Raw genomic sequence first — 13,687 nt, forward strand, 5'->3', positions numbered from 1 at the left:
CATGACGCCATCACCTCTTTGCCGCAGGTCGTTATGCACTATTTAAATCGGGAAGCACGTCGGGAAGTCATTATGCAGGCCGCCATGCGGGTGGCGCTTAACGGCGGTTTCAGTGCGATGACCGTACGCCAGATCGCCAGCGAAGCCGGCGTCGCCGCAGGGCAACTGCACCATCACTTTGCCTCGACCGGCGAACTTAAAGCTCAGACTTTTATCCGTTTGATCCGCGAAATGCTTGATATTCAACTGCTGACTGATGAAGCCAGCTGGAGCGAACGCTTGTTCTCGTTACTCGGCAGCGAGGATGGTCGTCTTGATCCCTACATCCGCTTGTGGCGGGAAGCGCAGATTTTGTCCGATAGCGACGACGAGGTTAAAGCCGCTTACCTGCTCACCATGACCATGTGGCATGACGAAACGGTGACGGCCATTACACGCGGCGCCGATGCTGGCGAGTTTCAGCCGCAGGATACGGCAGAAAATATTGCCTGGCGGCTGATAGCTCTGGTTTGCGGGCTGGATGGCATTTACGCGCTGGGGATGAAGGCCATTGACGATGCGACATTTATGCGTTATATAAAATATTATATAGCGATAGAACTCCCTCAGATATAATTTACATTTAGTAACAATTAACCTCCCCACATTCACTACGTGATTGCTTTCACGTGCCGATTCTTATCTATTCTTCAAACAATACAATAATTAAAAACAGCCGACCCGCTATTACCACCTCCTCATAATCCGCTGTTTTTGCTTATTTATCTTTTTCATTTCGTGCACTTTAGCGAGGGCGTTATGTCGATAGAAAATGATAAGAAGAATCATTATCTCCTGGAGGATTGGCGACCGGAAAATGAGGCGTTCTGGGAAAATAAAGGAAAAGCGATTGCGCGCAGGAATCTGTGGATTTCCGTCTTCTGTTTATTACTCGCTTTCTGCGTCTGGATGTTATTTAGCGCCGTAGCGGTCAATCTCAATAAAGTCGGCTTTAATTTCACCACCGATCAGCTGTTTCTATTAACGGCGCTACCGTCGCTTTCCGGGGCAATATTACGCGTCCCCTATTCATTCATGGTACCAATGTTTGGCGGACGCTACTGGACGGTGATCAGCACCGTCATTTTAGTGATCCCCTGCCTGTGGTTAGGCATTGCCGTACAAAATCCGACTACCCCGTACGAAGTGTTTATCATCATTTCCCTGCTCTGCGGTTTTGCCGGCGCCAACTTCGCCTCGAGCATGGGCAACATTAGTTTCTTCTTCCCGAAAGCGAAACAAGGCAGCGCGCTGGGCATCAACGGCGGCCTTGGCAACCTCGGCGTCAGCGTGATGCAGCTGGTCTCGCCGATTTTTGTCTTCCTGCCGGTGTTCACTTTCCTTGGCGTACGCGGCGTCGAACAGCCGGGCGGCGCGATGTTATGGCTGGGCAACTCGCCGCTGCTATGGGTGCCGCTGCTGGTCATCGCCACCGTCTTCGCCTGGTTTGGCATGAACGATATCGCCAGCTCGAAAGCATCGATTCGCGATCAGTTGCCGGTGCTTAAACGCCCGCATATGTGGCTGTTAAGTCTGCTGTATCTGGCAACCTTCGGCTCATTTATCGGTTTCTCCGCCGGTTTTGCCATGCTGGCGAAAACCCAGTTCCCGGATGTCGATATTCTGAAACTGGCCTTCTTTGGCCCATTCATCGGCGCATTGGCGCGCTCATTCGGCGGGATTATTTCCGACCGTCTGGGCGGCGTGCGGGTGACATTGGTCAACTTCATCCTGATGGCGCTGTTTACCGGCCTGTTATTCCTGACCCTTCCGGGCTCCGGTTCCGGCAGTTTCTTCGCCTTCTACGTGGTGTTTATGGGCCTGTTCTTAACCGCCGGTCTCGGCAGCGGTTCAACCTTCCAGATGATCGCAGTGATCTTCCGCCAGCTCACCATTGATAGCGTGAAAAAACGCGGCGGCAGCGACGAAGAGGCCCAGCATGAGGCGGTAACCGATACCGCCGCCGCACTCGGTTTTATCGCCGCTATCGGCGCCATCGGCGGTTTCTTCATTCCAAAAGCCTTCGGCACCTCACTGGCAATGACCGGTTCGCCGGTCGGCGCGATGAAAGTGTTTTTTGTGTTCTATGTTGTATGCGTGCTGGTCACCTGGTTGGTCTACGGTCGCCGCAAACCGTCCGCTAAATAAGAATAAACGACGAAGCAATGTAACCACGGGGGAGTCATCTCCCGTCAGGAGAATGTCATGAGCAAACTACTGGATCGCTTTCGCTACTTTAAGCAGAAAGGCGAGACCTTTGCCAACGGTCACGGTCAGGTCTATGACAATAATCGTGACTGGGAAGATAGCTACCGTCAGCGCTGGCAATTCGACAAGATAGTCCGCTCCACGCACGGCGTGAACTGTACAGGCTCATGCAGCTGGAAGATTTACGTTAAAAACGGCCTGGTCACCTGGGAAACCCAACAGACCGATTATCCGCGCACCCGCCCGGACCTGCCGAATCACGAACCCCGCGGTTGCCCGCGCGGCGCCAGCTACTCCTGGTACCTTTACAGCGCCAATCGACTGAAGTATCCGCTGGCGCGCAAGCGGCTTATCGAGCTGTGGCGCGAGGCGCTGGCGCAGCATCCCGATCCGGTGCAGGCATGGGACAGCATCATGCAGGATCCGCTGAAAACCCGCAGCTATAAACAAGCGCGCGGCAAAGGCGGTTTTATTCGTTCGAGCTGGAAAGAGCTGAACCAGCTGATCGCCGCGGCCAACGTGTGGACGATTAAAAACTACGGCCCTGACCGCGTCGCCGGCTTCTCGCCGATCCCGGCGATGTCGATGGTCTCTTATGCCTCCGGCACCCGCTATTTATCACTGATTGGCGGCACCTGCCTGAGCTTCTATGACTGGTACTGCGACCTGCCGCCCGCCTCCCCAATGACCTGGGGTGAACAGACGGATGTGCCGGAGTCCGCCGACTGGTACAACTCCAGCTACATCATCGCCTGGGGCTCTAACGTCCCGCAGACCCGTACCCCGGACGCCCACTTCTTTACCGAAGTGCGCTACAAAGGCACCAAAACCATCGCCATCACGCCAGACTATTCGGAAGTCGCCAAACTCTGCGACCAGTGGCTGGCGCCGAAGCAAGGCACCGACAGCGCCCTGGCGATGGCGATGGGCCATGTGATCCTCAAGGCCTTCCACCTCGATAACCCGAGCGACTACTTCCTCAACTATTGCCGCACTTACACTGACATGCCGATGCTGGTGATGCTCGAGCGTCGCGACGACGGCAGCTACGTACCGGGCCGTATGCTGCGCGCCTCCGACCTGCTTAATGGTCTGGGCGAAAGCAATAACCCGGAATGGAAAACCGTCGCTTACAACGCCAACGGCGAACTGGTCGCGCCAAATGGCTCTATCGGCTTCCGCTGGGGGGAGAAAGGCAAATGGAACCTCGAACAACTGGCGGACGGCAAAGACGTCGAGTTGGCACTGTCGCTACTGGATATTCGCGATAGCGTAGTGTCGGTCGGTTTCCCCTACTTCGGCGGCAACGAAAACCCACACTTCCGCAGCGTGAAACAAGAACCGGTCACCCTTCATCAGCTCCCGGCAAAGCAACTGCCGCTGGCCAATGGCGAAAATGGCCTGGTGGTGAGCGTGTACGACCTGGTGTTGGCTAACTACGGTCTGGATCGCGGCCTTGACGACGCCAATGCGGCAAAAGATTTCGCCGAAGTCAAAGCCTATACCCCGGCGTGGGCCGAGCAGATCACCGGCGTGCCGCGTCAGCATATTGAACAGATCGCCCGCGAATTCGCCGATACGGCGCATAAAACCCATGGCCGTTCAATGATTATCCTCGGCGCCGGTGTTAACCACTGGTACCACATGGACATGAACTACCGCGGGATGATCAACATGCTGGTGTTCTGCGGCTGCGTCGGCCAGAGCGGCGGCGGCTGGTCGCACTACGTCGGCCAGGAGAAGCTGCGCCCGCAAACCGGCTGGCTACCGCTGGCATTCGCGCTGGACTGGAACCGTCCGCCGCGGCAGATGAACAGTACCTCCTATTTCTACAACCACGCCAGCCAATGGCGCTATGAAAAGCTGACCGCTCAGGAGCTGCTGTCGCCGCTGGCCGACGCCAGTAAATTCAGCGGCCACCTGATCGATTTTAATGTTCGCGCCGAGCGTATGGGCTGGTTGCCTTCCGCGCCGCAGCTTAACGTTAACCCGCTGACTATCAAACAACAGGCTGACGCCGCAGGGCTGTCGCCAACTGAGTTCACCGCCCAGTCGCTAAAATCCGGGGCAATTCGCTTTGCCGCCGAGCAGCCGGATAGCGGTAAAAACCACCCGCGCAACCTATTTATCTGGCGTTCGAACCTACTGGGTTCGTCCGGTAAGGGTCACGAGTACATGCTGAAGTACCTGCTCGGTACCGATAACGGCATTCAGGGGGAAGAGTTCGGTTCCACCGATGACGTGAAGCCGGAAGAGGTCGAATGGCAGACCGCAGCGATCGAGGGCAAGCTCGATCTGCTGGTGACGCTGGATTTCCGTATGTCCAGTACCTGTCTGTTCTCCGATATCGTCCTGCCGACCGCCACCTGGTACGAAAAAGACGACATGAACACCTCGGATATGCACCCGTTTATCCACCCGCTCTCCGCCGCCGTCGATCCGGCCTGGGAGGCCAAAAGCGACTGGGAGATCTACAAAGACATCGCCAAAACCTTCTCTGAAGTGTGCGTTGGCCATCTCGATAAAGAGACCGACGTGGTGCTGGTGCCGCTGCAGCATGATTCCCCGGGCGAGCTGGCGCAGCCGTTCGACGTCCTCGACTGGCGTAAAGGCGAATGCGAGCTGATCCCGGGGAAAACCGCGCCGTCGATTGTGCTGGTAGAACGCGACTACCCGGCCACCTGGGAACGCTTCACATCACTGGGGCCACTGCTCGATAAGCTTGGCAACGGCGGGAAAGGCATTTCGTGGAATACGCAAACCGAAGTCGATTTCCTCGGCAAACTTAACTACGTCAAACTCGACGGCCCGGCAAAAGGCCGCCCGCGGATCGACACCGCCATCGACGCCACTGAAGTGATTTTGAGCCTCGCGCCGGAGACCAACGGCCAGGTGGCGGTAAAAGCCTGGGAAGCGTTGGGGGAATTCACCGGCCGTGACCATACGCACCTCGCGTTGAATAAAGAGGATGAGAAGATCCGCTTCCGCGATATTCAAGCGCAACCGCGCAAGATCATCTCCAGCCCAACGTGGTCAGGGCTGGAAAGCGAGCACGTCTCCTATAACGCCGGTTATACCAACGTTCACGAACTGATCCCGTGGCGCACCCTTTCTGGCCGCCAGCAACTGTATCAGGATCATCCCTGGATGCGCGCCTTCGGCGAAAGCCTGGTGGCCTATCGTCCACCAATCGACACCCGCAGCGTCAGTCATATGAAGGAAGTGCCGCCGAACGGCTTCCCGGAAAAAGCGCTTAACTTCCTGACGCCGCATCAGAAATGGGGGATCCACTCCACCTATAGCGAAAACCTGCTGATGCTGACGCTGTCACGCGGCGGGCCAATCGTGTGGATCAGCGAAACCGACGCGAAAGAGCTGGGTATTGAGGATAACGACTGGATTGAAGCCTTCAACGCCAACGGCGCCCTCACCGCTCGCGCGGTAGTGAGCCAACGCGTGCCGCCGGGCATGACCATGATGTACCACGCCCAGGAACGCATTATGAATATTCCGGGCTCGGAAGTAACCGGTCGCCGCGGCGGTATCCACAACTCCGTCACCCGCGTGTGTCCGAAACCGACGCATATGATTGGCGGCTACGCCCAGTTGGCCTACGGCTTTAACTACTACGGCACCGTCGGCTCTAACCGCGATGAATTCATCATGATCCGCAAAATGAAAAATATTGATTGGCTGGATGGCGAAGGTCGCGATCAGGTACAGGAGGCGAAGAAATGAAAATACGTTCACAAGTTGGGATGGTGCTGAATCTGGATAAATGTATCGGCTGCCATACCTGTTCCGTCACCTGTAAAAACGTCTGGAGTAGCCGCGAAGGCATGGAATACGCGTGGTTCAATAACGTGGAAACCAAGCCGGGCATCGGTTATCCGAAAAACTGGGAAGATCAGGATGAGTGGCAAGGTGGTTGGATCCGCAGCATCAGCGGCAAGCTGACGCCGCGTCTGGGCAACCGCGTCAGCGTGCTGTCGAAGATTTTCGCCAACCCGGTGTTGCCGGCGATTGACGATTACTACGAGCCGTTCACCTACGATTACCAGCACCTGCATAACGCGCCGGAAGGTAAATATTTGCCAACCGCCCGCCCGCGGTCGCTGATCAGCGGCGAGCGAATGGATAAAATCAAATGGGGCCCGAACTGGGAAGAATTGCTCGGCGGCGAGTTTGAAAAACGCGCCAAAGACCGCAACTTCGAAGCCATGCAGAAAGAGATGTACGGCCAGTTTGAAAACACCTTCATGATGTATCTGCCGCGCCTGTGCGAACACTGCCTCAACCCAAGCTGCGTGGCGACCTGCCCGAGCGGCGCCATCTACAAGCGTGAAGAAGACGGCATCGTGCTGATCGACCAGGATAAATGCCGCGGCTGGCGCATGTGCATCAGCGGTTGTCCGTACAAAAAAATCTACTTTAACTGGAAGAGCGGCAAGTCGGAAAAATGTATCTTCTGCTACCCGCGTATCGAATCCGGGCAACCGACGGTCTGTTCTGAAACCTGCGTCGGCCGTATCCGCTATCTTGGCGTACTGCTGTATGACGCGGACCGTATCGAAGAGGCAGCCAGCACCGAACATGAAACCGACCTCTACGAGCGCCAGTGCGACGTATTCCTTAACCCGAACGATCCGGCGGTTATCGAAGAAGCGCTGAAACAGGGGATTCCGCATAACGTCATCGAAGCGGCGCAAAAATCACCGGTCTACAAGCTGGCGATGGACTGGAAACTGGCGCTGCCGCTGCACCCGGAATACCGCACGCTGCCAATGGTCTGGTACGTCCCGCCGCTGTCGCCGATTCAATCCGTCGCTGATGCCGGCGGCCTACCGAGCAACGGCAACATCCTGCCTGCGGTAGAGAGCCTGCGCATTCCGGTACAGTATCTGGCGAATCTGCTGAGCGCCGGGGACACCGGCCCGGTGCTGCGCGCCCTGAAACGCATGATGGCGATGCGTCATTACAAACGCTCGCAAACCGTTGAAGGCGTGACCGATACCCGCGCGATTGAAGAAGTGGGCCTCAGCGTAGAACAGGTCGAAGAGATGTATCGTTACCTGGCGATCGCCAACTACGAAGATCGCTTCGTGATCCCAACCAGCCACCGCGAATTGGCGGAAGACGCCTTCCCTGAGCGCAATGGCTGCGGCTTTACCTTCGGCGACGGCTGCCACGGTTCTGATACCAAGTTCAACCTGTTCAACAGCCGTCGCATTGACGCCATCAACGTTGGGGAGAAAGAGTAATGCGGATCCTCAAAGTCATCGGTCTGCTGCTGGAGTATCCGGACGAGGTGCTGTGGGAAAACCGCGAGGAGGCGCTGGCGCTGGTCAGCGCCGATGCGCCGGCCCTGACGCCGTTCGTCGAGCCGCTGCTGGCGGCGCCGCTGCTCGACCGCCAGGCCGAATGGTGTGAAGTGTTCGAACGCGGTCGCGCCACCTCGCTGTTGTTGTTTGAACACGTTCACGCCGAATCGCGCGACCGCGGCCAGGCGATGGTCGACCTGATGAACCAGTATGAACAGGTGGGTCTGCAGATCGATTGCCGCGAACTGCCGGACCACCTGCCGCTGTACCTGGAATATCTCAGCGTTCTGCCCGTCGCCGATGCCCGCGAAGGTTTACAGAACATCGCGCCGATTCTGGCGCTGATCGGCGGGCGCTTAAAGCAGCGGGAATGTGAGTATTATCAACTCTTTGACACTCTTCTGGCGCTGGCGGACAGCAAACTCAGTAGTGACAGTGTCACTAAACAGGTGGCCAGCGAGAAGCGTGACGACACGCGTCAGGCGCTGGATGAAGTGTGGGAAGAGGAACAGGTGAAGTTTATCGAAGATAATGCGACCGCTTGCGACAGTTCGCCGATGCAAGCCTATCAACGACGCTTTAGCCAGGATGTGGCGCCGCAGTACGTCGACATCCGTGCCGGAGGCCCGAAATGATACAGTACTTAAACGTCTTCTTTTACGATATCTACCCTTACCTCTGCGGCACCGTGTTTCTGGTCGGCAGCTGGCTGCGCTACGATTATGGGCAGTATACCTGGCGTGCGTCCTCCAGCCAGATGCTCGATAAGCGTGGGATGGTGCTGTGGTCGAACTTGTTCCATATCGGCATTCTCGGCATCTTTTTCGGCCACTTCTTTGGTATGCTGACGCCGCACTGGGTCTATTCGTGGTTCCTGCCGATGTCGCAGAAGCAGGTGATGGCGATGGTGCTGGGGGGCGTCTGCGGGGTGTTGACGCTGGTCGGCGGGATCGGTCTGCTGGTGCGCCGTCTGACCAATCCGCGTATTCGCGCCACCTCCACCACCGCCGATATCCTGATTCTGTGCATTCTGCTGATTCAGTGCGCGCTGGGGCTGACGACGATTCCGTTCTCCGCTCAGCACCCGGATGGCAGTGAAATGCTTAAACTGGTGGATTGGGCGCAGACGGTGGTCACCTTCCAGGGTGGGGCATCGGCGCATCTGGATGGTGTGGCGTGGATTTACCGCGTGCACCTGGTGCTGGGGATGACCATCTTCCTGATCTTCCCATTCACCCGTTTGGTCCACGTCTGGAGCGCGCCGATAGAGTATTTTACCCGCCGTTACCAGGTGGTGCGTTCCCGGCGCTGAGAAGCCGTGGCGCCAGCGGGGATGTTCCCGGACAGCGGCGCGATGCGCCTCATCCGGGCTACCTGCAGCGCCGATTTGTCGCCCCGGTAAGCGCAGCGCCACCGGGGATATTCCCGGACAGCGGCGCGATGCGCCTCATCCGGGTTGCCTGTAGCGCCGGTTTGTCGCCCCGGTAAGCGCAGCGCCACCGGGGATATTCCCGGACAGCGGCGCGATGCGCCTCATCCGGGCTACCTGTAGCGCTGATTTGTCGCCCCGGTAAGCGCAGCGCCTCATCCGGGTTGCCTGTTGCGCCGATTTGTAGCCCCGGTAAGCGCAGCGCCACCGGGGAGAGGTTCCCGAACAACGCACTGTCCTCGCGCCTGGTATCGGGGTTAAAGTCGTTATTTCCCGGCTTCAGGGTGGGTATCGAACGCCGCCATAACTGCCGCCAGCGCCGCTTCGCTGAAACCGTGCTTCGGATCGTCTACGCCAAGGCCGAAGCGGGTTTGCAGCGCTTCATACAGCGCCGGGACGTCCGGGAGATCCGTCTTCTCCACTACATGGTTGTTTTCCCAATGGGTGAAATGGAAATTGGTCAGGGTCATTTTGCCGCCGTCAGGTAAATGACGGCACATCAGCAGATGATGGCGGAAATGCGACTGCGGCCAGTGAGCCGACCAGAAATTACCCATCACATAATCAGAGGCGTATTGCCGCCCCAAATCGAAATGGTACATCGACTGCCAGTGCTCGTGATGATTGAACTGCAGCGTCCATTCGTCGCCTTCATGCACCAAACGGTAGATTCCGTGCGGGGTGTGTTGCGGGATATCGGCCAGCAGTTTAATCGGCGCGGTCAGCGTCTGGCCGCCAAAGCCAACATCGGCAATCCAGCGTTCACCTTCCACTTCCACCAACAATAAACGGTGAGTTCGCGGCGGCATTTGCGGCGGATTAGCCAACACCACTCGCCCCAGCAGGCTACGTACCGAAAAACCGATCTCGCTTAACGCCCGTTGAAAAAGCCCGTTCTGCTCAAAGCAATAGCCGCCGCGGCGGGCGGTGATTAACTTCTCCTCCAGCGCGCGATCGTCAAGGTGGATTTCACGCGGTAGCAAAACGTCCAGGTTCTCGAACGGTATCGCGCTATTGTGATGGCTATGCAGCGCCCGCAGAGTATCGAGGGTCACATCAGGGCTTCCCGTCCAGGCCAGACGAGAAAAATACGCGCTTAAAAATGGGGTCATCAACGCCTCCAGCTTTTGGTGTCCGACATTTATAGCTTATTTTTCCCGCCCGGCAGCATATTTTGTGCGATCGCGTTAGCTTCGTGCGCCGCGCTGCATTAGCGCCAGCGCGCTCAGCATCAGCGCCAACCCGCAAAACAACGTCAAACTGGCCATCGCCATCCCCTGACCCACAGAACCTTGTTCAAACTGCCGCCAGATAAACACCGCGACGGTTTGCGTGCCTGCCGGGGCCAACAACAGCGAAGTCACCAACTCGCGCGACGCGACCGCAAACACCATCAGCATTGCCGCCAGCAGCGCGGGAAAGACCAGCGGCAGGACAATCAGGCGTAGCGCCTGCAGCGGCGACGCGCCATGCACCCGCGCCGCCGGTTCAAGGTTATTGCCCAACTGGCGCAGTGCGCTGCCGACATAGCGCACCGGCCACGGCAGCAGCAGGCAACAATATGACAACAGCAGCATAAACCAGCTGTTATAGGGCGATACCGGCCAGAATGGCTGATTCCACAACAGTATCAGCCCCACCCCGACGACCACGCCGGGCAAGGCGGCCGGCATCAGCGACAGCGCATCGATAAACGCGCTGCCTTTTATCTTACGCACCAGTACCAGCCACGCGGCGACCAGACCAAGTACCCCAACAACCAATGCCGAGACGAATGCCAACGACAAGCTGGTCCCCAGCGCCGCCAACGCGTCGCCCTGTTCGGCAAACAGCGCCGTAAAGTGGCGCAGCGTAAAGTTATCGCGACCGATCCCGCCTGAAAGCGTCCCCATCAGGCTGGTAATAACCATCGAAGCCCCCGGCAATACCACCGCCAGTCCGCCCACCAATGCCATCGCGGCGACCGCTGGCGCCGTCCACCAGCCTAATTCCGCCCCGCTGTTTTCCCCCGGCTTGCCAGTCACACTGGTCACCTCTTTGTCTCCCACCAGCCGTTTTTGTAGCCACCAGGCCAACAACGCTACTGCAATCAACAACAGCGACAACAGCGAAGCGCCGGGCAGATCAATCGGCCAGTCGGCCAACTTTTTCTCAATTCCCACGGTCAGCATCACGATACCCGCGCGCGATCCCAGCGCCGCCGGTACACCGTATTCTTCAATCGCCAGCGTGAAGGCCAGTAACATTCCCGCCGCCAGCGCCGGAGCCAACATCGGCAGCGTCACGTGCCAGAATGCCCGCCAGGCCGTCGCGCCGTGTACCCGCGCGACGACCGCCAGCCGCTGTCCGCTGGCCAACAGGCTCCGCGATACCGCAAAGTAAACCACCGGGAAGATATTCAGCGTCATCACCAACACGATGCCTGTACGGCTAAACAGCAGATCGTTAAGATCCCAGCCGGTCAGTTGCTGTAAATAGCCGTTGCTCTGTAGTACCAGCATCCATGACAGCGCGGCAATATACGGCGGCGTCAGAAAAGGCACTAAAAACAGCAGATCCCATAAGCGCGGCAGCGGTAGGTTAAACAACCCACGCAGTACGCCCAACGGCAGACCTATCACCATGCTCATCAGCGCCACACCACAGGCGATCCACAATGTGCCGCCGAGCATTCCCGGCAACTGCGGGTCAGCCAGCAGCGGCAGGATGCCGCCAAACGCATGGCGCAGCGAACCCGCGCTGAATTGCGGGAACACGGCCTGCAGGAGAATGAATAACAACGGTAATGCCACCAGCACCAGTAGTACCGCCAGCGTCACCCCGGAGATCAGTTTTTGTTTCACGGTATATTCCAGGAGAAAAGCATCCCCGGCCACCCTGCCGCCGGGGAAAAGGCGGGTTACTGAGCGAAGAGCTGATTAAAGCGGGACAGCACGGCGCTGCGCTCGCTGTTGCCATCGTTGGCGGTCGGCAGAATTTTCAGCTCATTGAGCAGCGGGCGTTTTGCCGCGACATCGCTGCGCGCGGGCATCAGCCAGGCATCGGCAACCAGCGCCTGGCCTTCCGGCGAGAGCACGTAATCGACAAAGGCTTTCGCCTCATCCGCATGCTGAGTGGTTTTGAGGATCATCATCGGGCGAGGCGCAATCACCGTACCGCTGGCCGGGAAAATAACCTTCAGCGACTCCCCCTGGCTAATATTACCGTAGGAAACGTAATCCACCGCGCCGAACACCGCGGCTTTCGCCCCTTGCATCACCGGCGTGACCGCCTGGGCGTTTGGCCCGCTGACGACCATGCCGTTTTTCTTCAGTTCGTCGAATAGCGCCCAGGCTTTATCACCCATGCCATTTTGCAGCCCGATCAGCAAATCCAGCGATGCGCCGGAAAGCGCCGGATCCGGGGTAGTGACTTTGCCTTTAAACGCCGCCTCGGTCAGATCGCGCCACTCCTTCGGCTCCGGGGTACCGCTTTTACTGTTCCAGACGATACCGAGTGCCGAAATCCCCTGCGCGACATAATCAGCCGATTTAAGGCTGGCTGGCACCTTGTCGGCATTGGCGCTCTGATACGGCAGCAACCAGCCGCGATGATGCAGATCTTCAGCGGTATCCCAGGACGCGGAAATCAATACATCGGCCTGCGGATTGGCCTGTTCGGCCTCAAGCCGCGCCATCACCTTGCCGGTGGTGGCCTGGAAGATATTCACTTTTACCCCGGTTTTCTGTTCGAAACCGCTGGCCAGCCCCTTTGCCAGAGTTCCCGGTCCGGCAGTATAGACGGTGAGCGCGTGAGCGTTGGAGATCATCGTAGCCGACAGCAACATAGCGAGCGCCGCTCCTTTTTTTATGGTCATGGTGGTTTTCATGCAAGTTCCCCTGAGGTTGGCGTAACGGTGCGGACAGCGGCAATGCTGCCTGCAGAAAGATGCACGATGCGATCCGCCAGCAGCTCGGCCTCGCGGCGATCGTGAGTGACGTAAACGGCGGTGATCCCAAGCTGGCGTAGCAGGCCGCCCATCTCGATGCACAACGACTCGCGCAGTTCGCTGTCGAGGTTAGAAAGCGGTTCATCGAACAACAGCACCCGCGGTTCAGCGACAATCGCTCGCGCCAGCGCCACCCGCTGCTGTTGGCCGCCGGAAAGCCCGGAGGGTTTGCGTTCAGCAAAGCCATTCAAGCCAACCATCGCCAGCGCGTCGCTGACCCGCTTACGCTGTTCATCACGCGCCACGCCGCGCATTCGTAGCGGGAATGCGACGTTCTGCGCCGCCGTCATATGCGGCCATAGGGCATAGTCCTGGAAAACCATGCCGAGATCGCGCTGTTCCGGGGGCATACCCCAGCCGGGTTTTGCTACCAGACGGTCGTTAAAACGGATGTCGCCGCGGTCGGGGATGGTTAAACCCGCCAGCAGGCGCAGGAGCGTGCTTTTGCCGCAGCCGGAGGGGCCGAGCAGCGCCACGATGCTGCCCGCAGCAATGTGTAGGTTGATATTATCCAGCACGGGATGAGCGCCGAAGGCGAAAGAAACGCCATCGAGGGTGATACTGGTCAGCGCGCGCATTATCGCCCTCCCGAACGGGGAAGCGATGTCTGGACCCCGGCTAATAGCCGACGGCGCGCGCTCACCTGTGATAAAAACAGGGGAGCAAACATATTGTTATCCTCTTTGGGACTTAGTACCGCCG

General features: G+C 58.1%; 10 protein-coding genes. 6 read left to right on the forward strand and 4 right to left on the reverse strand.

Annotation, left to right across the window (positions count from 1 at the left end; translation table 11 throughout):
- Window positions 1-33 precede the first annotated feature (33 nt).
- The 6 genes from PYR66_12365 to narI all read left to right on the forward strand — a co-directional run bounded on the left by PYR66_12365 (window position 34) and on the right by narI (window position 8,880).
- The gene (locus PYR66_12365) at window positions 34-615 is read left to right on the forward strand and encodes a TetR family transcriptional regulator (GenBank protein WEF26147.1); all 582 of its coding nucleotides are present in this window, start codon (window positions 34-36) and stop codon (window positions 613-615) included.
- 183 nt (window positions 616-798) lie between these two features.
- The gene (gene narU, locus PYR66_12370) at window positions 799-2,187 is read left to right on the forward strand and encodes a nitrate/nitrite transporter NarU (protein WEF26148.1); all 1,389 of its coding nucleotides are present in this window, start codon (window positions 799-801) and stop codon (window positions 2,185-2,187) included.
- A 57-nt stretch (window positions 2,188-2,244) separates the two neighbouring features.
- Complete coding sequence (locus PYR66_12375; GenBank protein ID WEF26149.1) at window positions 2,245-5,985, forward strand: nitrate reductase subunit alpha; 3,741 nt, start codon at window positions 2,245-2,247, stop codon at window positions 5,983-5,985.
- Window positions 5,982-7,508: a nitrate reductase subunit beta gene (gene narH / locus PYR66_12380; GenBank protein ID WEF26150.1), complete on the forward strand. Its 1,527-nt coding sequence runs from the start codon at window positions 5,982-5,984 to the stop codon at window positions 7,506-7,508. Before PYR66_12375 ends, narH begins: the two co-directional genes overlap by 4 nt.
- A complete protein-coding gene (narW, locus tag PYR66_12385; protein ID WEF26151.1) occupies window positions 7,508-8,203 on the forward strand; it encodes a nitrate reductase molybdenum cofactor assembly chaperone in 696 nt (231 codons plus the stop codon). The genes narH and narW overlap by 1 nt, the downstream gene beginning before the upstream one ends.
- Window positions 8,200-8,880: a respiratory nitrate reductase subunit gamma gene (gene narI, locus PYR66_12390; GenBank protein WEF26152.1), complete on the forward strand. Its 681-nt coding sequence runs from the start codon at window positions 8,200-8,202 to the stop codon at window positions 8,878-8,880. Before narW ends, narI begins: the two co-directional genes overlap by 4 nt.
- A gap of 383 nt (window positions 8,881-9,263) precedes the next feature.
- Here narI and nhoA read toward each other — a convergent pair whose 3' ends face one another.
- From nhoA to PYR66_12410, 4 genes are all read right to left on the reverse strand, one after another.
- A complete protein-coding gene (gene nhoA, locus PYR66_12395) occupies window positions 9,264-10,109 on the reverse strand; it encodes an N-hydroxyarylamine O-acetyltransferase (protein ID WEF26153.1) in 846 nt (281 codons plus the stop codon).
- A 75-nt stretch (window positions 10,110-10,184) separates the two neighbouring features.
- Window positions 10,185-11,840 carry an iron ABC transporter permease gene (locus PYR66_12400; protein WEF26154.1) on the reverse strand — a complete coding sequence of 552 codons (1,656 nt, stop codon included), beginning with the start codon at window positions 11,838-11,840 and terminating at the stop codon, window positions 10,185-10,187.
- Between the two features lie 56 nt (window positions 11,841-11,896).
- On the reverse strand, window positions 11,897-12,865 hold the full coding sequence (locus PYR66_12405; GenBank protein WEF26155.1) for an ABC transporter substrate-binding protein: 969 nt from the start codon (window positions 12,863-12,865) through the stop codon (window positions 11,897-11,899).
- Window positions 12,862-13,566: an ABC transporter ATP-binding protein gene (locus tag PYR66_12410; protein ID WEF30440.1), complete on the reverse strand. Its 705-nt coding sequence runs from the start codon at window positions 13,564-13,566 to the stop codon at window positions 12,862-12,864. The genes PYR66_12405 and PYR66_12410 overlap by 4 nt, the downstream gene beginning before the upstream one ends.
- Between the last annotated feature and the right edge of the window lie 121 nt (window positions 13,567-13,687).

The sequence above is a fragment of the Klebsiella aerogenes genome, from assembly GCA_029027985.1.
GTDB lineage: Bacteria > Pseudomonadota > Gammaproteobacteria > Enterobacterales > Enterobacteriaceae > Klebsiella > Klebsiella aerogenes_A.

Bases quoted from the DNA above. Each gene is read 5' to 3' on its own strand.
- PYR66_12375 (WEF26149.1), top strand. From the start codon at position 2,245: ATGAGCAAACTACTGGATCGCTTTCGCTACTTTAAGCAGAAAGGCGAG.
- narH (WEF26150.1), top strand. From the start codon at position 5,982: ATGAAAATACGTTCACAAGTTGGGATGGTGCTGAATCTGGATAAATGT.
- narU (WEF26148.1), top strand. From the start codon at position 799: ATGTCGATAGAAAATGATAAGAAGAATCATTATCTCCTGGAGGATTGG.
- narI (WEF26152.1), top strand. From the start codon at position 8,200: ATGATACAGTACTTAAACGTCTTCTTTTACGATATCTACCCTTACCTC.
- narW (WEF26151.1), top strand. From the start codon at position 7,508: ATGCGGATCCTCAAAGTCATCGGTCTGCTGCTGGAGTATCCGGACGAG.
- nhoA (WEF26153.1), bottom strand. From the start codon at position 10,109: ATGACCCCATTTTTAAGCGCGTATTTTTCTCGTCTGGCCTGGACGGGA.
- PYR66_12365 (WEF26147.1), top strand. From the start codon at position 34: ATGCACTATTTAAATCGGGAAGCACGTCGGGAAGTCATTATGCAGGCC.
- PYR66_12405 (WEF26155.1), bottom strand. From the start codon at position 12,865: ATGAAAACCACCATGACCATAAAAAAAGGAGCGGCGCTCGCTATGTTG.